This window comes from Catenibacterium mitsuokai (assembly GCF_025148785.1).
GTDB classification, from domain to species: Bacteria; Bacillota_I; Bacilli_A; order Erysipelotrichales; family Coprobacillaceae; genus Catenibacterium; species Catenibacterium mitsuoka.
In genome coordinates, this window is sequence record NZ_CP102271.1 from 288,616 (window position 1) to 307,801 (window position 19,186).

Annotated in this window: 15 protein-coding genes, 1 tRNA gene and 2 CRISPR repeat arrays; of the genes, 12 read left to right on the plus strand and 4 right to left on the minus strand. The window is 32.6% G+C overall.

Annotated elements, in window-relative coordinates; all coding sequences use genetic code 11:
• Positions 1 to 43 precede the first annotated feature (43 nt).
• From cas9 to csn2, 4 genes are read left to right on the plus strand one after another with little or no spacing between them, the layout of a single operon-like run.
• Positions 44 to 4,018 (plus strand): type II CRISPR RNA-guided endonuclease Cas9, encoded by a 3,975-nt coding sequence (gene cas9, locus NQ499_RS01380; RefSeq protein ID WP_259848801.1) that lies wholly within the window; start codon positions 44 to 46, stop codon positions 4,016 to 4,018.
• Positions 4,019 to 4,035: 17 nt separating this feature from the next.
• Entirely contained in the window at positions 4,036 to 4,887 is an 852-nt protein-coding gene (gene cas1, locus NQ499_RS01385) for a type II CRISPR-associated endonuclease Cas1 (protein WP_202898494.1), read from the plus strand.
• Complete coding sequence (gene cas2 / locus NQ499_RS01390) at positions 4,877 to 5,197, plus strand: CRISPR-associated endonuclease Cas2 (RefSeq protein WP_006506698.1); 321 nt, start codon at positions 4,877 to 4,879, stop codon at positions 5,195 to 5,197. The genes cas1 and cas2 overlap by 11 nt, the downstream gene beginning before the upstream one ends.
• Positions 5,194 to 5,898: a type II-A CRISPR-associated protein Csn2 gene (csn2, locus tag NQ499_RS01395; protein WP_006506699.1), complete on the plus strand. Its 705-nt coding sequence runs from the start codon at positions 5,194 to 5,196 to the stop codon at positions 5,896 to 5,898. Before cas2 ends, csn2 begins: the two co-directional genes overlap by 4 nt.
• Before the next feature lie 66 nt (positions 5,899 to 5,964).
• A CRISPR array of direct repeats spans positions 5,965 to 6,264; the repeat unit is 36 nt; unit sequence GTTTTAGGGTTATGTTATTTTGAACTGAATTAAAAC.
• A 201-nt stretch (positions 6,265 to 6,465) separates the two neighbouring features.
• On the opposite strand, the gene NQ499_RS01400 is transcribed toward csn2, so the two are convergent.
• Genes NQ499_RS01400 through NQ499_RS01410 form a run of 3 tightly spaced genes read right to left on the minus strand, consistent with a single transcriptional unit; the run spans position 6,466 to position 10,152 of the window.
• Positions 6,466 to 7,779 (minus strand): IS3 family transposase, encoded by a 1,314-nt coding sequence (locus tag NQ499_RS01400; protein WP_006507208.1) that lies wholly within the window; start codon positions 7,777 to 7,779, stop codon positions 6,466 to 6,468.
• Between the two features lie 17 nt (positions 7,780 to 7,796).
• On the minus strand, positions 7,797 to 8,273 hold the full coding sequence (locus NQ499_RS01405) for a hypothetical protein (RefSeq protein WP_006507209.1): 477 nt from the start codon (positions 8,271 to 8,273) through the stop codon (positions 7,797 to 7,799).
• Positions 8,212 to 10,152 (minus strand): IS3 family transposase, encoded by a 1,941-nt coding sequence (locus NQ499_RS01410; RefSeq protein WP_006507210.1) that lies wholly within the window; start codon positions 10,150 to 10,152, stop codon positions 8,212 to 8,214. Before NQ499_RS01410 ends, NQ499_RS01405 begins: the two co-directional genes overlap by 62 nt.
• Positions 10,153 to 10,243: 91 nt before the next feature.
• Positions 10,244 to 12,592: direct repeats of the CRISPR family, unit length 36 nt; unit sequence GTTTTAGGGTTATGTTATTTTGAACTGAATTAAAAC.
• 365 nt (positions 12,593 to 12,957) lie between these two features.
• Between NQ499_RS01410 and NQ499_RS01415 the strand changes: the two genes are divergently transcribed.
• The 6 genes from NQ499_RS01415 to mscL all read left to right on the plus strand — a co-directional run bounded on the left by NQ499_RS01415 (position 12,958) and on the right by mscL (position 17,752).
• On the plus strand, positions 12,958 to 13,530 hold the full coding sequence (locus tag NQ499_RS01415; RefSeq protein ID WP_006507133.1) for a hypothetical protein: 573 nt from the start codon (positions 12,958 to 12,960) through the stop codon (positions 13,528 to 13,530).
• Between the two features lie 159 nt (positions 13,531 to 13,689).
• Entirely contained in the window at positions 13,690 to 14,343 is a 654-nt protein-coding gene (locus NQ499_RS01420; protein ID WP_006507132.1) for an HAD family hydrolase, read from the plus strand.
• Positions 14,344 to 14,407: 64 nt separating this feature from the next.
• Complete coding sequence (locus tag NQ499_RS01425; protein WP_006507131.1) at positions 14,408 to 15,370, plus strand: SseB family protein; 963 nt, start codon at positions 14,408 to 14,410, stop codon at positions 15,368 to 15,370.
• 14 nt (positions 15,371 to 15,384) lie between these two features.
• Entirely contained in the window at positions 15,385 to 16,350 is a 966-nt protein-coding gene (locus tag NQ499_RS01430) for an SseB family protein (protein WP_006507130.1), read from the plus strand.
• Positions 16,351 to 16,354: 4 nt separating this feature from the next.
• The gene (locus NQ499_RS01435) at positions 16,355 to 17,335 is read left to right on the plus strand and encodes an SseB family protein (protein WP_006507129.1); all 981 of its coding nucleotides are present in this window, start codon (positions 16,355 to 16,357) and stop codon (positions 17,333 to 17,335) included.
• Positions 17,336 to 17,359: 24 nt separating this feature from the next.
• Positions 17,360 to 17,752 (plus strand): large conductance mechanosensitive channel protein MscL, encoded by a 393-nt coding sequence (gene mscL, locus NQ499_RS01440; protein WP_006507128.1) that lies wholly within the window; start codon positions 17,360 to 17,362, stop codon positions 17,750 to 17,752.
• A 12-nt stretch (positions 17,753 to 17,764) separates the two neighbouring features.
• Here the strand turns inward: mscL and NQ499_RS01445 are convergent, their stop codons facing one another.
• On the minus strand, positions 17,765 to 17,962 hold the full coding sequence (locus NQ499_RS01445) for a hypothetical protein (protein WP_129980677.1): 198 nt from the start codon (positions 17,960 to 17,962) through the stop codon (positions 17,765 to 17,767).
• Between the two features lie 93 nt (positions 17,963 to 18,055).
• On the opposite strand from NQ499_RS01445, the gene NQ499_RS01450 reads away from it, so the two are divergent.
• Positions 18,056 to 18,670, plus strand: a complete 615-nt coding sequence (locus NQ499_RS01450; protein ID WP_006507126.1) for a hypothetical protein — start codon at positions 18,056 to 18,058, stop codon at positions 18,668 to 18,670.
• Positions 18,671 to 18,983: 313 nt separating this feature from the next.
• Positions 18,984 to 19,059 (plus strand) — tRNA-Thr (locus tag NQ499_RS01455).
• Positions 19,060 to 19,186: the final 127 nt, after the last annotated feature.

The following is a 19,186-nucleotide window of genomic DNA, read 5'->3' on the forward strand; positions in this document are numbered from 1 at the left end:
AGTGGAATTTAACTTTTCACTTTAGCATATTGTTGATTATTGTATTGGACTTGATTTAGGAACAGGGTCTGTAGGATGGGCCGTTGTAGACATGAATCATAGACTTATGAAAAGAAATGGAAAGCATCTATGGGGATCTAGATTATTTAGTAATGCAGAAACAGCAGCTAATAGAAGAGCTAGTAGATCTATACGTAGAAGATACAATAAGAGAAGAGAGAGAATTAGATTATTACGTGCTATTTTACAGGATATGGTCTTAGAGAAAGATCCAACTTTCTTTATTAGATTAGAGCATACTTCTTTTTTGGATGAAGAAGATAAAGCCAAATATTTAGGGACAGATTATAAGGATAATTATAATTTGTTTATTGATGAAGATTTTAATGATTATACTTATTATCATAAGTATCCTACTATTTATCATTTAAGAAAGGCATTATGTGAATCAACTGAAAAAGCTGATCCAAGACTTATTTATTTAGCACTTCATCATATTGTGAAATATAGAGGAAACTTCTTATATGAAGGTCAGAAATTCAATATGGATGCATCTAATATTGAAGATAAATTATCTGATATATTCACACAGTTCACATCTTTCAATAACATTCCATATGAAGACGATGAAAAGAAGAATCTAGAAATACTAGAAATATTAAAGAAGCCATTATCAAAAAAAGCTAAGGTTGATGAAGTTATGACTTTAATTGCACCAGAGAAAGATTATAAGAGTGCATTTAAAGAATTAGTGACTGGTATAGCTGGAAACAAAATGAATGTTACTAAGATGATTTTATGTGAACCTATTAAGCAGGGAGATTCTGAAATCAAACTTAAATTCTCAGATTCTAATTATGATGATCAGTTTAGTGAAGTTGAAAAAGATTTAGGTGAATATGTTGAATTTGTTGATGCATTACATAATGTTTATAGCTGGGTTGAACTACAGACTATTATGGGTGCAACACATACAGATAATGCATCTATTTCTGAAGCAATGGTGAGTCGTTATAACAAGCATCATGATGATTTAAAATTATTAAAAGATTGTATTAAGAATAATGTTCCTAATAAATATTTTGATATGTTCAGAAATGATAGTGAGAAATCGAAGGGATATTATAATTATATTAATCGTCCATCTAAAGCACCTGTAGATGAGTTCTATAAATATGTTAAGAAATGTATTGAGAAGGTTGATACACCAGAAGCAAAGCAAATTTTAAATGATATAGAACTAGAAAACTTCTTATTAAAACAGAATTCACGTACTAATGGATCTGTACCTTATCAGATGCAGCTTGATGAAATGATTAAGATAATTGATAATCAGGCAGAATACTATCCAATATTAAAGGAAAAGAGAGAACAGTTATTATCAATTCTAACATTTAGAATTCCATATTATTTTGGACCATTAAATGAAACCAGTGAGCATGCATGGATAAAACGATTAGAAGGTAAAGAAAATCAGAGAATATTGCCATGGAACTATCAAGATATTGTAGATGTGGATGCAACTGCTGAAGGATTTATTAAGCGTATGAGAAGTTATTGTACGTATTTCCCAGATGAAGAGGTTCTACCTAAGAATTCACTTATAGTATCTAAATATGAGGTTTATAATGAACTGAATAAGATTAGAGTAGATGATAAACTACTTGAAGTAGACGTTAAGAATGATATTTATAATGAACTTTTCATGAAAAATAAGACAGTTACTGAAAAGAAATTAAAGAACTGGTTAGTGAATAATCAATGTTGTAGTAAAGATGCAGAAATAAAAGGGTTCCAGAAAGAAAATCAATTCTCAACTTCATTGACTCCATGGATTGATTTCACAAATATCTTTGGAAAGATTGATCAGTCTAATTTTGATCTTATCGAAAACATTATCTATGATTTGACTGTATTTGAAGATAAGAAAATCATGAAGCGTAGATTAAAGAAAAAATATGCTTTGCCAGATGATAAAGTAAAACAGATATTAAAGTTAAAGTATAAGGATTGGTCAAGATTATCAAAGAAGCTACTTGATGGTATAGTTGCTGATAATAGATTTGGTAGTAGTGTAACTGTATTAGATGTCTTAGAAATGTCTCGTTTGAACTTAATGGAAATCATCAATGATAAAGATTTGGGCTATGCACAGATGATTGAAGAAGCAACTTCTTGTCCTGAAGATGGTAAATTCACTTATGAAGAAGTTGAAAGATTAGCAGGATCACCAGCACTAAAGAGAGGTATTTGGCAGTCTTTACAGATTGTAGAAGAAATCACTAAAGTAATGAAATGTAGACCTAAGTATATCTATATTGAATTTGAAAGATCCGAAGAAGCTAAAGAGAGAACAGAATCTAAGATAAAGAAATTAGAAAATGTGTATAAAGATTTAGATGAGCAGACAAAGAAAGAATATAAGAGTGTGTTAGAAGAATTAAAAGGCTTCGATAATACTAAGAAGATTTCTTCTGATAGTCTATTCTTATATTTCACTCAGTTAGGTAAGTGTATGTATTCTGGTAAAAAACTAGATATTGATTCGTTAGATAAGTATCAGATTGACCATATTGTTCCTCAGTCTTTAGTTAAAGATGATAGTTTTGATAACAGAGTTTTAGTAGTGCCTAGCGAGAACCAGAGAAAATTAGATGATTTGGTTGTTCCTTTTGACATTCGTGACAAGATGTATAGATTCTGGAAATTATTGTTTGATCATGAATTGATTAGTCCAAAGAAATTCTATTCTTTAATCAAAACTGAATATACAGAAAGAGATGAAGAAAGATTTATTAATAGACAGTTGGTAGAAACAAGACAGATTACAAAGAATGTTACTCAGATTATTGAAGACCATTATTCTACAACTAAAGTTGCAGCTATTCGAGCAAACTTATCTCATGAATTTAGAGTCAAGAATCATATTTATAAGAATAGAGATATTAATGATTATCACCATGCACATGATGCTTATATTGTGGCATTAATTGGTGGATTTATGCGTGATAGATATCCTAATATGCATGATTCTAAAGCTGTTTATTCTGAATACATGAAGATGTTTAGAAAGAATAAGAACGATCAAAAGAGATGGAAAGATGGATTTGTGATTAATAGTATGAACTATCCATATGAAGTAGATGGTAAACTTATCTGGAATCCAGATCTTATTAATGAAATCAAGAAATGTTTCTATTATAAAGATTGTTATTGTACAACTAAATTAGACCAGAAGAGTGGACAGTTGTTTAATTTAACAGTTCTGTCTAATGATGCACATGCAGATAAGGGTGTAACAAAAGCAGTTGTACCAGTTAATAAGAACCGTAGTGATGTTCACAAATATGGTGGATTTAGTGGATTACAATATACTATTGTTGCAATAGAAGGACAGAAGAAAAAGGGTAAGAAAACTGAATTAGTCAAGAAAATATCAGGTGTTCCTTTACATTTAAAAGCAGCTTCTATTAATGAAAAAATTAATTATATAGAAGAAAAAGAAGGCTTAAGTGATGTAAGAATTATTAAAGATAATATTCCAGTTAACCAGATGATTGAAATGGATGGAGGGGAATACTTATTAACATCACCGACTGAATATGTGAATGCTAGACAACTTGTTTTAAATGAAAAACAGTGTGCATTAATTGCAGACATATATAATGCAATCTATAAACAAGATTATGACAATCTGGATGATATTTTGATGATTCAATTGTATATTGAATTAACAAATAAAATGAAAGTATTATATCCTGCATATCGAGGTATTGCAGAAAAGTTTGAAAGCATGAATGAGAATTATGTTGTTATTTCTAAAGAAGAAAAGGCAAATATTATAAAGCAAATGCTTATCGTAATGCATAGAGGACCACAGAACGGTAATATTGTATATGATGATTTTAAAATAAGTGATAGAATCGGAAGATTAAAAACTAAAAATCATAATTTAAACAATATTGTGTTTATCTCTCAGTCACCAACAGGAATATACACTAAAAAATACAAATTATGAGTTAGCGAACAGTAGTTATAGACAGCAGAGCTAAACTTACTTATAAGAATGGGTATCTAATAGTAAGAAGTGATGAAGTACATATGATTCATTTGTCTGAAATAAATACTATTCTTATAAGTAGTACTGCTGTTGCCATTACTTCCTACTTAGTGAATGAATTACTAAGTAGGAAGATTAAAGTTGTATTTTGTGATGAAAAAAGAAATCCTGTAGGTGAAGTAATGTCATATTATGGGTGTCATAATTCCAGTAAAAGAGTACGCCAACAAATAAACTGGGATTATGATTATGCTAAAGAGGTTTGGACTGCAATTATCAAAGAAAAGATTAAGAACCAAGCTAAACTATTAGAGAATTATGATGAAGATGGATCAAAGAAACTATACAAGTATGTTGATCAAATTAGATTATTTGATTCGACTAATAGAGAAGGGCATGCAGCTAAAGTGTATTTTGATGACTTGTTTGGCGTAGATTTTACAAGAACATCAAAGAGTGATATCAATGCATCATTGAATTATGGATATTCAATATTGTTGTCACAGTTTAATAAAGAACTTGTGTTAAATGGTTATTTAACACAACTTGGAATTAAACATTGTAACGAATTTAATCCATTTAATTTATCATCGGACTTAATGGAACCATTTAGACCTTTAGTAGATAAAATAGTCAGAGAAAACTGTGATGAGATATTTGATGGTTCTATGAGGCTTAAATTAGTGGATGTGCTAAATCATAAAGTTAGAATAAAGAATAGTAATCAATATGTTTCTAATGCGATATCTATATATGTGAAAAGTGTGATTAAGGCAATTGAAAAGAAAGATATCAGCTATCTAGAGTTTTTTGAATATGAGTTATAGATATATGAGGATTATTGTATTTTTTGATTTGCCTACACTTACATATAAAGATCAGAAAGAATATAGATTGTTTAGAAAACTGCTTATTAATGATGGATTTGTGATGATGCAGGAGAGTGTTTATTGTAAATTGGCTTTGAATAATTCTATTGTGAAAGCACAGGTAAAAAGAATTAGAGATAATAAACCTAGTGCTGGAGATGTAGAAGTTCTCATAATTACAGAGAAACAATTTGCATCGATAGAATATATTTGTGGTAGTAAACAGACTCTTAAAGAGGATAGTGAAGAGAGGCTGATAGTCCTATGAAGCTAAGAATTATGGGATTTGAAGAAATTGATTTTAATGATCAGGATAACACTATTTTGATTATTAAGAATCATAAGTTTTATGCTCATATTTTAAGTTTATTGTCATCTATCCTATATGATAAAAATAAAAGTACAGAATTATTAGTTATCGATGGGGAAAAGAATATTACTACTAATGTATTATTGATAACAGATCTCTATAAAATAGATTTTAACGATAAGAATCTATTAAAAGAAATCTATTCAGAAATAAGCAAAAGTATCACTTCTGATGAAGAGAAATGCATGAGATATCAAGAGTTAGTTGATGATCTCGTCGCTATATTAGAAAATGAACTTGAAGATTACAATCTGGAATTTGACTATAAAAATGATTTAACTATTGAAAACTATTTAAAGGCAGTATCTTTAAAGATATCTAGAAAGGCAGAAGAAAAGCTTTATGATAGGCTAATGAATTATGTAGAACTAGTTACTGAACTAGTAAAAAAGCCAGTGCTGGTTCTATATAATTGCTTTGATTATTTAGATGATGAAGAATTGATGGAATTGATCAAGTATAAGAATTATAAGCATCTTCATTTGTTGTTTATAGAGAATAAAAATAGGGAAGTTGATTCTATTGCTTTTAGAAAATATATAATAGATGAAGATTTATGTGAAGATTATGATAAAATAGAAGAGGTTCAAAGTGACTAGGGAGTCGTGATCCTGAAAAGAATTCCAATCTTAAAGGGGAAAATACTATTGGATTTTTGAATTTGAGTTTTAGGGTTATGTTATTTTGAACTGAATTAAAACTTTCCTATTCCATTTTCCACCAATTCTATTAGTTTTAGGGTTATGTTATTTTGAACTGAATTAAAACTAATGGGAATCTTGTTCGACCGTGAGGCAAGTTTTAGGGTTATGTTATTTTGAACTGAATTAAAACAATTAAATTTAGTTGATTGTGTGGACTGTCGTTTTAGGGTTATGTTATTTTGAACTGAATTAAAACGGAGAAGAAATCGATAAACAACTTAAATAGTTTTAGGGTTATGTTATTTTGAACTGAATTAAAACATCAGCATTCAATGCAATAAAACCATATCCGTTTTAAACTGGTTCAAAAGTCAAGGACAGAAAGTTGACAGTCCCTGCTAAATGAGCATCACCGTAAGGTGATGCTCATTTTTTTGCGCCTGTTCCCCAGCCTTTTTCCACGACGAAAAGAAGTCCTGATTTTATGGACTTTTCCCGATATATTATTTATGATTTGTCTAATTAGTATAATGCATCAAGATCCTTATAATAGTCCAGTTCTGTATAGTTCTTCCAGTTCAATGGATCCTTAAGCAGTTTCTTGATTTCAGCTGTTGCTTCATGATAATAGAATTTTAAAGCCTTACTAATCTTCTCAATGATTTCCGAAATCTTCTTCAGCTGATTCTCTACTAGTTCCTGCTGTTTTACCCATTTCCTGTTTTCATCCTCCATCTTCTTCATATCACGCATGATGATTTCGCCCGCATTCCTTAATAATCTGGACTGCTGCTCATTGATCTTCTGACGTTCCTTACGGAGCTCCTTCTTTTTTTCCTGCATTTCAAGCTTAGCCTCAATGATCTTTTCAAGAGGCATAAGCTCTGATGCCTTCACCCCATAATAGCTGTCCAGTGGATACTGACCTGTCACCTTATATGTATAGAATTCACTTGGAGACAGTGCTGCAAGGGTATCCTGATATCTTTCATTATTATGCATATTGATATATCCATTAATGAGCCTTCTTACAGTAGCTATATCCCCACATCTTGCGATGATGTCAATGACCTCAGTCTTCATACGCCCAAAGAATGATTCCATAGGAGCGTTGTCCTGACTGTTTCCTCTTCTGGACATTGACTGGATGAAATCATTCTCATTAAGAAGCTGTTTGAAAGATGTTGACAGATACTGTGAGCCCTGGTCACTGTGGCAGTATACCTCCAGATTCTTGGGGAACTCGTCCTTATGATTCTCCATCATATTATTGAATGCCTTCTGAACAAGAGACACATCCATTCTGCCTGATACATAATGACCTAGTATTTCAGTTGTATAGGCATCCTTGAACGCACACATATAGGCTGGAGTACGGCTATAGCCGTAATGAATATAAGTGATATCAGTAAGGATGACCTGTCTTACACCTAACTTGAAGTTACGGTTAACGAGATTAGGCTTTGCCATGCACTCATGATGGTGGGTTGCCTGTCCCTTGTATGCATCCTTCTTGGGAAGCTGTGCAGTAATCTGCATCTTTTTCATGATGGCTGAAGCTCTTGATACGCTGATATTGTAATTGAACCTTCTGAACATATGTCGGCGGAAAGTTCGCTTTCCGGGAACGAATCCTAGTGTTTTAATGATCTTCTTGAAGCACTGCATCACATGGCTTTCATCCTGTTTTCTAGCTGCCTGCTTCCCGTCTCTATCCTCCCTGCGTGCCACATAATTATAATAGCCGGTGCTGCTTACACCAAATAATTTGAACACTTTGGTGTTAGTATAACCATTCTCTTTTGCCTTTCCCCTGCTTATGTAGTCATAAGCCATGAAGAGCTTGTCCTCCTTTACTTCTTGTCGCTGTAGGATGAGTATATCTCCTCCAGTATGGAAGGCATTTTTTTTTGAAATTCTACGTAATCCTCAAGATATCTGATACGTGCCTCCTGGTATGCAACCTTCTCTTCGAGAGTCATTTCAGGCATTTCCTCAATAGGGATGCTTCCATCATAGTTCTCAGCCTTTGGTTCAAACTCCCCGTTCTTCGCTTTCTGTCTTGCACGCTTGGCTGCTGCCTGAGCGCAGTTCTTTCCTAGTTTCTTAGTATCGAACCCTAATGATTCATAAGCCTCGATTGATGTCATTCCACTTTCAAGCTGCTTATACAGTGCAACATAGAAGTCCTTTGTATAGATGAATGCATCCATATTCTTTGTAAGTTCTGCAACGAACTTATTATCTGAATGTTCAATAACTGCATCTCTATGTGCAAGTCTCTGCGCCTCTGTCTGCTGTTGCCTGTTCTTCTTTCTTTCCTGAGCCATATAATTCCATATCCTCCTCTGTCAGAGCGCCAAGCTCAACTGCACGCTTGAGCGCCTTTTCTCTCGCTTTTTTCATCATTTTATCATACTTTTCCTGTTCGTTTTGAAGATAATCTGAATATTCATTATCAGATAATGAATTAAGATAGTCTTCATATTCAGTTGGTGTCATCTTATTACGTGTCCACTGAGGACGCTCATTATTATAGTAGTATACATAATTATCTATCATTTCCTTCACTTCTTCCGGAGTGGAACAGCCAGACAGGTCGCACTCATCCTTCATATGTCCAAAGAAGGATTCCTGGCTTGCATTATCCCAGCAGTTTCCCCTGCGTGACATGGACTGTCTGTATCCTAGTTCCTTAAGCCTGCCCTGGAATAAATCATTAAAATAGAGGGAGCCCTGGTCAGAATGGAAGATGGCATCCTCAGAAGGATCAAGAGTATCTATTGTATCCATAACTAAATTAAGATCGTTACCTGAAGAAGTGATATGACTTACAACACGTCCGCTTACTGCATCCTTTATGCAAGACAGGTATTCAGTTCTGTTCAGCCCGTATTTTAGATAGCTCACATCTGTGAGCAGTATGTCACCCGGCCTTGCCAGACGGAACATTCTCTTAAGAAGGTTTGGCTTCCTGTTGCTTTTTAAGTTTTCTCTGTACGTTTTCAATTCAGTACGCTCCCTGCGGATGGCGCATATGCAGTTGTATTTTCTCATCAGCCTGAGAATCTTGTTTCTCCCAAAATGAACACCACATATATCGGGAAGCATCATATAGATGGTGCGCGTTCCTTTTCTGAATCCCTTATAATCCATGACCTTCCTTATGTATTCAAAATCAATCTCATCCTGCCTTTCTTTCATACCGTAATTATCATCTGAGAGTATTGAATAATAGGATGACTTGGATATGCCGATTCTCTTTAGTATGGAACGGATAGAATAATCATATCTGTCGTGTGGGAGGTCTCTTATCCATATGCATAATGCCTTCTTCTGCTCGGGGGTAAGGGAAGGAAGAATTTTCCTGATAGTATCAAAATGCATCATTGACAGTTTTTCTAGTGCTCTCATCCTGTTGTGCTGGATGCGGCATCTGAACTCCTGGTCACATTCCACCACCATATCATCAGAATCACCATTCCAGGATATGAGCTGTTTCTTTATTTTATTTCGCACTCTGATAGGAAAATCAGAACCATCAATCTCAAATATTCCAAGGATCTCATCAACGGGATAACTATAGAATATTGAAGCTTCATCATAGAACTGTTTATTAAGTGTAAAATGATCTGTATTGCATCTCTTTACATATGGATGACCAAAGTATTTCTCTGCTGCATCAGCACTTATCTTTTCTTTAGTTTTTTCTCCATCTTCAAGTTTTCTTTTTAATTCATATATTCTATGATATCCGACTTTTTCGGGATCAAGACCACAGGATTCAAGCTGATTTTCAATGGACACAGAAGGATATTCTTTATAGGCTTTATTAATGAACTCAGAACTAAATGTAATTCCTCTACGTCCTTTGACGAATACCCCGGAGTCAACTAGAAATGAATTATCATATAATTCAACTGAATATATACTCTGTCCAAATACCTTATTTTTTCCGTTAGTAGGACGACCATAGCGCTTAAAGTTAATGTTGATGTTATTTATTATAATTTTCCCTAACATCGAACAATCAAAGCCGTATGATTTAAGTGTTTCTCTTATCTGTAAGGTAGATGGCTGCTTAATCCATTCATCATATAAGATGCATCTGAATTCATGTGTTAATACAAGTCTGTCTTGTCTTATGGCTTTGACATAGGGTGATTTAGATAATAACTCAATTTCTTCATTAGTGAACTTTTTTGGCATAGCATAATTTCAACAACGAAACGAAAAAAAGATACCCACAAGGTGGGTATCACAACTGTCAGGTTGTTGTCCTCCTTATGGGTACCATTTTATTTTAGGGTTATGTTATTTTGAACTGAATTAAAACACGCTGAAACCCTTTATTTACAAGGCTTGCGTTTTAGGGTTATGTTATTTTGAACTGAATTAAAACTTTGATTGTTATTGAAGAACTAAAGAAAAGTTTTAGGGTTATGTTATTTTGAACTGAATTAAAACTTAGTCTTTACGCCTCTATTTCTGATGCCTGTTTTAGGGTTATGTTATTTTGAACTGAATTAAAACAGCATTCGCTTCAATGACATCCGCAACTTTGTTTTAGGGTTATGTTATTTTGAACTGAATTAAAACTTGAAGGAATTTGGAAAGGTATTACAGGGAGTTTTAGGGTTATGTTATTTTGAACTGAATTAAAACTGATATTGCAATACCTAATAATGATATTCCAGTTTTAGGGTTATGTTATTTTGAACTGAATTAAAACACTTAGACTTCTTTTCAAAATAGTACATAAGTTTTAGGGTTATGTTATTTTGAACTGAATTAAAACAAAAGAAAAGAGATGCTGAAGTCATTACATGTTTTAGGGTTATGTTATTTTGAACTGAATTAAAACAGCCTCAGCGGTATTGATGATGAGTGGCAAGTTTTAGGGTTATGTTATTTTGAACTGAATTAAAACTGTTGACAGACTTCTAACGGACGAGCCTTGGTTTTAGGGTTATGTTATTTTGAACTGAATTAAAACTTTACCCATTTTTGCAAGCACTAGCATTGAGTTTTAGGGTTATGTTATTTTGAACTGAATTAAAACAATTCTAATTCGGATATCTACTTCAATGTAGTTTTAGGGTTATGTTATTTTGAACTGAATTAAAACCGGCTCCGTGAGGCGCTGAGTAATTCCAATGTTTTAGGGTTATGTTATTTTGAACTGAATTAAAACTGATTCTATAATTAAGCCTTATACTTTTAAGTTTTAGGGTTATGTTATTTTGAACTGAATTAAAACTGTGCTCATCCAAATCATCGTAAACTTCCAGTTTTAGGGTTATGTTATTTTGAACTGAATTAAAACCCCAACCTTTGAAAATACCGTTATCAAGCAGTTTTAGGGTTATGTTATTTTGAACTGAATTAAAACCTCTACAGCACTCACGTATTGAGCAAAGCAGTTTTAGGGTTATGTTATTTTGAACTGAATTAAAACAATAGAATCTTCTGTCACTATGTTGATGATGTTTTAGGGTTATGTTATTTTGAACTGAATTAAAACCAAAAGCAAGACTATGATTATCAACGAAAGGTTTTAGGGTTATGTTATTTTGAACTGAATTAAAACAGTGGTATATAGCGATTCTAGTTATGGGGAGTTTTAGGGTTATGTTATTTTGAACTGAATTAAAACACTCTATATCTATGATGAATTCTATGAGAAGTTTTAGGGTTATGTTATTTTGAACTGAATTAAAACCTTGCACCACCAAGCGCAGAACAGAGTGCAGGTTTTAGGGTTATGTTATTTTGAACTGAATTAAAACGTACAACTGCGCAAACAATCATGCCTGATAGTTTTAGGGTTATGTTATTTTGAAATGAATTAAAACTAATGCTTTTAAATTTGAATTGATAATATAGTTTTAGGGTTATGTTATTTTGAACTGAATTAAAACTCCATATGTTGTGTTACATACCAACTTAAGGTTTTAGGGTTATGTTATTTTGAACTGAATTAAAACCAAGAAAGCGATCAATCAGTTAAAGAACGCGTTTTAGGGTTATGTTATTTTGAACTGAATTAAAACAAGGTGCTTGCAACAAAGGTAGATACTATGGTTTTAGGGTTATGTTATTTTGAACTGAATTAAAACGTTGTGTGTCTTGACTCTGTATTTCATTCCGTTTTAGGGTTATGTTATTTTGAACTGAATTAAAACAATAAAGCCGGTAAATAAAAGGTGCAGGGGGGTTTTAGGGTTATGTTATTTTGAACTGAATTAAAACTAGACGAGGAGCAGGGCGCTGACCATGTCAAGTTTTAGGGTTATGTTATTTTGAACTGAATTAAAACACGCTGAAAAACTGCCAATGTATACGGGTAGTTTTAGGGTTATGTTATTTTGAACTGAATTAAAACGCTTTTAGAAAAAGAATCTATTAAGTATGAGTTTTAGGGTTATGTTGTTTTGAACTGAATTAAAACCATATACAAGGAATTGACACGTCTAAAATGGTTTTAGGGTTATGTTATTTTGAACTGAATTAAAACTCTATAGAGTGTGAAGCTTGGGGGTCATCGGTTTTAGGGTTATGTTATTTTGAACTGAATTAAAACTGTATACAGAGTTCTTGCTGGTTTAGCTTTGTTTTAGGGTTGTGTTATTTTGAAATTTATTAAAGCTTGGTTTGGGATAAACCCTTGTTTTGCTGTTTTAGAGATGTGTTATTTTGCTAGTGGTAAAATAAGAATGCAAGATACATTAGGATAGTGTGAAACTGCATTCTTGTTTTATCACTTTTTATCTTAACAGTGTATTGTGTTATAATTTCTATTCGTAGTCTCACAAAAATCCATAATTTTAGAGTTATGTTACTATGGTCGTAATCCTTATTTGTTGAATATGATCAAACCTGAATTAGAAGCTTTATTGATGCAATATTAGTTATTTAGATTGACCTGTTTTCCTCTTGCGTTTATACACTTTTTGATTTCTTGAAATACATAAATCAATCAGTATAATAATTATTGGAAAGGGGTAAATAACTATGAAACTATCTGAATTCCATGCATTCAAAAGGAAACTCAACGAACTTTATATTAATGTAAAAGACAGTAGTATGTACAAACAACTCTTTAATAACATTAAGGCGTTAGACTGCTTCGAAACCTATTGTTTAGGAATAAGTTATCAAATCGTGTCTCACAGCACCCTCTCTAGGGATCATCAAATAGAATTATTAGATGAATTTTATGGAGAAGCACACATACCCTTTGATCCGGAAGAAGTATATACTATGATGGAAAACGGACCTTATACTATAGAGGATAATCCTGTATGGTATGGTATAGATGCTATGACATCTAATCGTCCTGGTTCTGTCAACTTTTGTCTCTATTATTCACTTATGACAGGTATGATGGATGAACAATCAGGTATTAACTACTACAATGAGTTAACAAAACTACTAAGTAGTTTTCTTCATTCCTTTGGCCATCATACAGATGCTTATGTAGATGAGTATATTGCCGAAACAGAGCACTATACAACTACTATGGCTGCCCAATTCGTTGAGAACTGTCAAAAAGAATACATGCAGGCATCAAAAAAAGTAAATTAAACATAAAAAAAGACTTGAATGGGGGAATATTCAAGTCTTTTTTCTGCTTTTCTTTTCGACTCTTATTATAGCATAAACTGTAATCGCTATCAACAATTATTTTACATATACCCAATCACACTATATAATGATACAGTATTGATATGGAGGATTAATCATATGTTAGAAAATAAGAAGAATGTATTATTTGATATGGATGGATTACTCATTGATAGTGAAGCTTTAGGAATCAAGATGTGGGAAAAGGTATTTGCACAACATAATGAACCATTTAACCCGGAAGCTGCCTATAGATCAATTGGTTCAAATGGCCTGGCATCACAAGAAATACTAGAAAAACTTACAGGGAATAGATATTACTTTACTCGTTTCAGAGAAGATAAAATCAGAGAAACAAGAAAATACTTAGAAACAAACCCTATGCCAGTAAAAAAGGGTGCTCATGAACTATTAACTTATCTAAAAGATAATGGTTATACATTAGTTCTTACTAGTTCTACATTTGAACCAGATGTACTATTTTCTCTCAAGTCTGCTGGTTTAGATCAATATTTTGATAAGTTTGTATGTGGTGATCATGTCACTCGTGCCAAACCTAATCCTGAAATATTTAATAAAGCTATTGAAATCTATGGTCTAAACAAGGAAGAAACATTCATTCTAGAAGATTCTAGAAATGGTATTATTGCGGCAGATGCTGCAGGTATTGATGTCATTGGTGTACCTGATTTAGTAGATATTAGTGATATGACACAACCTCATCTACTTTGTATCAAAGAAAATCTTCTAAAAGTGCTCGATTTAATAAAATAATTAAAGATTAAAAACCTCTTATTACCTCTATCATGTTACAATAGAGTAGAAAGGAGGTTTTTTAATGGATTACAATGGTTTAAGTATTGTATCACCACAATATTATCCTGATGATGAAGAATGGAATGATTTCTTTAGCCTTTGGTATCAGGACTATAATTTAAATACAGATATCACAGAACATTTTCATTATCTAATATCTCATTCAGATTATCTAGTTATGGTTCAAAGACCATTAAACAATGATGATTCCGATTATGAAATCATTTCTGTATCTGGTGAAGATCAACAATCCTATTTACCTGCTTTCACAAATATAAAGGAAATAACAGACTATATAGACCTTCCAGAACCACAAGAAGGCTACCAGGTAGAAATAATGGTAGCATCCTATAAACGTCTCTTAGAAGAGATATATACACGTACAGAAGGGTTAAGCGGTCTAGTCATTAATCCTTTCTCACAAAAGCTGATAGCTGATGAAAAACTATTAAATAGTATAGGACACAATACAACAACAGGTATTAATCATCAAGAAGATTTACCAAGTCTTGTACCAGCTAATCTTAAGTTTAAAAAGAACATGAAGATTTATTACTCTAATGGTAGAAATCCACGTGTTAAAGAATTCCTAAAAGAAAGTGTAGAAGCCCTTATGGAGGATGGGGTCTTTGCTTGTCCAGTACTTGTAAATAAGAAAGATTTATATACAAATAAGACAGGAGAACTTGAAATATATACAGGTGCTGAAATTTATATCAAACCACTCATGTGTTCTCATGCTGATTCTAATAAACTCTATATTAGTTTATTTACAGGATTAGAAGATGTAAAAAGAGTAGATATGACACATAATGAACCAGACATGGAAATGATTATTACATGTCAATCCTTTGAATCATACAAAGATATGCTCTTTTCTAGTAATGCATTTTGTGGTATTCTCATTAATCCTTTTACAGATCATCTAGGCTTTTCTAAAGACATGCTAGATGAAATGTTTTATAATAAAGAAACAATCAACTAGAGGAGGAAAACAAGTTGAATTACAAACCTTTTAACAATTCACAGGTATTTAATGCATCAAGATGGACTGAATCCCTTGATACCTGGAAAAAGGCTCAGGCTGACAAAGAAGTCGCTTATAGAGCATTCATTAAGAATCTTACAGAATCACACTATTATGGTTATATGAACCTACCAGAAAATGGTGAAAACATTGATTATGATCATTCATTCTTTACTATTTCACCACAAGATGGCAGCAGTAACTTTATTTCTGTCTATACTACAATTAAAGAATTAGAAAGCAGTCTTGCGAAACCTGAAACATCAATGCCAGGAAGAAAAGTAGAAGCAGTAGAGGTCAACTATGCTTTCCTAACAAGAGAATTAACACTTGCGGATGGTGAACAGATTGATGGTATTGTGATTAACCCATTTAGTGATGACTATATTCTTACAAGAGAAGAATTAGTACAGATTTCTAAACGTTTATGTAATGGTTTAAATCATACAGAAGATTTAGGTAACTTCACTCCTGCAAATATCTTTATTAAAGAAATTTGGAAGATTTTCCAGAATACTGAAGATGATGATAAGAAAGCAGAAATCTTTAGTCATATGATGGAAGCATTTGATGATGCTTTATTCGCATTACCTATAATGGTAAGAAAAGAAGATTTAGTAGTAGAAGATGGTAATACATATATTGCTAGATCAGATGCAGATCTTGCGATTAGAATGTTATCAAGTGAAGACAATGGTGATCAAGCTAATATTGTTCCACTCTTTACATCACAGGAAGATATTGAAACATTAGATGGCTGGAATGCTGAAGATGAAGAAAGAAAATCTATACTAATGGCTGCTGATCTTGATACTCATCTAGGAGGACTTAATAATGGTGAAGCTTTTGATGCACTTGTTATTAATCCATTCACAGATAATATTGTACTTACAAAAGAAATCCTAACTACAATGGGATTAATAGAAGGGGAGGAGTAAAAGAATGAGTAAACCATTATTAAGCACAACACCAGTAGAAACAACAGATAAAGATTGGAAAGAAAGCTGTGGTAAATATGGAGAAGCTTCTTTTACTGCCACTAAATTAGAAGATGATTTAATGCATACATTAAAGGCTTCTACATTCCTTACATATATTTCTGTAGACGATGATGATGAAGATTCATACTTTTTACAGACAGTATGTGATGATGACGGAGATGAATGGTATGCGATTTATACGACTGTAGAAAATGCACAGAACTCTTCTATTCTAGAAGATTCTGATTTCCCAGATCGTCATAATGTATTAGTAGAAGTAGACTATGAATTCTTATTAAATGAATTATTCAATACAGGTGATGATGAAATCTATGGTATGGTCATTGATCCAGAAACAGATGCATTTACTCTAGATAGAAACACATTAAGCCATATGGGTATTGAAGAAAATGACGGTGTAGACCATCATGAAACAATTGGTCATAGAGTACCAGGTAATATGGAATTTTCTTGGTTATATGATGAATATATGGAAGCACAAGGTGAAGAAGAAAAAGAAAAGTTCTCTTTAGTTATGGATGATTTAGTCTCACGTTCATGTCTTGCATTAATGACGATTGTGAATAAATCAGATTTAATGACTTTGCCAGATGGTACCTATGAATTAAAAAAGGATGCACCTATGATTATTCCTTCATTATCTGCAGAAGATGATGAAGGTAATGAATTAAGCTATTTACCACTCTTTACATCTAATGAACAGATTGATAAATGGGGTATCAAAGATAATGTTGAATTAAAGGAAGGGCAGGTATTAATCAGCGAATGTCGTCCATTTGATCAGCATATTGCTACATTCTTAGGTGCTGGAGAATATGACGCTTTATTAATTAACCCTTTTGATCAGGCATTTATTATCAGCAAGGAGTTCATCAAGGCTATAAGCGGTCATCAGGAAGAAGACGAAACACCTGCTGCATAACTTAGCATAAGGGGAGAAAACAAGATGAAAAAACTATGGAATGAATTCAAAGAATTCGCATTTAAAGGCAATGTCATTGATATGGCTGTCGGTGTTATTTTGGGGACTGCCATCACTGCTGTTGTTACATCTCTTGTACAGGATATTATCATGCCTGTATTATCTGCAATCATTAAGATTCCATCTGATATTACAGAACTTACACTTAAAGTAAATAATATTAATATCAAGTATGGATCATTCCTTTCTAACCTTATTAACTTCTTATTAATGGCTTTCTGTATCTTTATCTGCATTAAAGCGATTAATAAGGTAATGAGCTTCCGTAAGAAGGAAGAAGAAGCAGTCCCTGCACCAAAACCAGAAGATATTGCATTACTAGAAGAAATCAGAGATCTTTTAAAAGAAAAAAAATAAGCACCTAAGTGCTTATAATGTAGGATCTTCTAGATCATCATTAAGATAAGTCGTTCTCTTAGACTTATCTTTTTTTATTTGGTCTGTACTAAAAGTGACGGTTTCTTTTGTTTGAGTAGGTGCTGTATTTACAAGATTGACACCTAATGACCATTCTTCTAGTTCTTCCTCTAGAGTATCTGCATCCTTTGCTTTTACTTTAATAGCCATACACTTCACCTCTTTCGAATTAATTATATACATAATGAACTCTTTTTAAAAGCGAATAATAATGTTAAAATATGGGAAAGGAGCGTGTTTGTTATGATAATAGACTTAAACCAGATTTTATCTATTTTTAATATAGATTATGAAATTGTAAAAGGAAATAATAAACTTGGTGGAGCCTCTTTACCTAAACAATTCAACCAGGGAGGAGAAATAAAAGCCAAATTCCTCTCACGTGAATTCTCTTTAATCTATGATCCAGAAAGAAAAGATCCTGAATGGAAAAATGTTGGACATAAGAAATATGAAATGTTGTTTAAAGAAGAAAAACCAGGTATTCTTTATCAGAAAACAGGATTGACATCACAATCAGGTTACTTTGTATTAAAGTATGATGGTGTTAAATATAAGATGTATAGAGTTGGATTAGAAACAGGTTACGCATATCCTATCTATGAAGGTTCTAAACTAGTAGCCTGCATTATGGCAGATAAATCTATTTTTAATGAATTAAACCTCTATCATATTTATGCATTAAACAAGTCATATAGTTATATTTCATCTGTATTTGGCTTATATCTAGATGCCTGCATCCAGTTGAAGTATGGTCCTCTTATTACTTCACCAAGCTTTATTGCTGGAAAGAGCCTAAGAAAGAAATATGATCCTGCTTTTATTGAAAAAATAAAGGATATGGAAAACAAAGCGTAACAAAAATATTGTTGTTCTAGAAAAAGTATGCTAATATGACTGTGGGAGTCGTATTACGATTAGAATAGCTCTTGGAAAGGTCTGAAATAGGGAGTCAGATCTTTTTTTATTTATGTTCATAATTAGTTCATATACTAAGATTATAGTAATAACTGTAAAGAGGGTCACTCCCTAATAATAAAAGCGTCCTGTTTACGATTCATAAATAAAACTCCCTTCTAATTGTATTAAATTGTTTTTTTTAGAACCACTGGCTCTCCTCCAGTGGTTTTTACTTGTTTTTAAATAGAAGAAGACTATACTATACTTAGATGCCGACTTAGCTCAGTAGGTAGAGCAACGCACTCGTAACGCGTAGGTCACAGGTTCGATTCCTGCAGTCGGCACCATTATTTTATTTCACTTTAGCCCTTGCATTAAACAATATGTTCACGTATAATTAACACGCAATAATATTCGTCTAGTCGCGGAAATATATTGCGTTTAGACCAGGTGGCAGTGCACTTGGTTTTTTAT

Excerpts from the sequence above, each read along its gene's own strand:
- NQ499_RS01450 (WP_006507126.1), top strand. The coding sequence starts at position 18,056 with ATGATAATAGACTTAAACCAGATTTTATCTATTTTTAATATAGATTAT.
- NQ499_RS01420 (WP_006507132.1), top strand. The coding sequence starts at position 13,690 with ATGTTAGAAAATAAGAAGAATGTATTATTTGATATGGATGGATTACTC.
- NQ499_RS01415 (WP_006507133.1), top strand. The coding sequence starts at position 12,958 with ATGAAACTATCTGAATTCCATGCATTCAAAAGGAAACTCAACGAACTT.
- NQ499_RS01435 (WP_006507129.1), top strand. The coding sequence starts at position 16,355 with ATGAGTAAACCATTATTAAGCACAACACCAGTAGAAACAACAGATAAA.
- mscL (WP_006507128.1), top strand. The coding sequence starts at position 17,360 with ATGAAAAAACTATGGAATGAATTCAAAGAATTCGCATTTAAAGGCAAT.
- NQ499_RS01405 (WP_006507209.1), bottom strand. The coding sequence starts at position 8,273 with ATGGCTCAGGAAAGAAAGAAGAACAGGCAACAGCAGACAGAGGCGCAG.
- NQ499_RS01400 (WP_006507208.1), bottom strand. The coding sequence starts at position 7,779 with ATGGCTTATGACTACATAAGCAGGGGAAAGGCAAAAGAGAATGGTTAT.
- csn2 (WP_006506699.1), top strand. The coding sequence starts at position 5,194 with ATGAAGCTAAGAATTATGGGATTTGAAGAAATTGATTTTAATGATCAG.
- NQ499_RS01410 (WP_006507210.1), bottom strand. The coding sequence starts at position 10,152 with ATGCCAAAAAAGTTCACTAATGAAGAAATTGAGTTATTATCTAAATCA.
- NQ499_RS01425 (WP_006507131.1), top strand. The coding sequence starts at position 14,408 with ATGGATTACAATGGTTTAAGTATTGTATCACCACAATATTATCCTGAT.
- cas2 (WP_006506698.1), top strand. The coding sequence starts at position 4,877 with ATGAGTTATAGATATATGAGGATTATTGTATTTTTTGATTTGCCTACA.
- NQ499_RS01445 (WP_129980677.1), bottom strand. The coding sequence starts at position 17,962 with ATGGCTATTAAAGTAAAAGCAAAGGATGCAGATACTCTAGAGGAAGAA.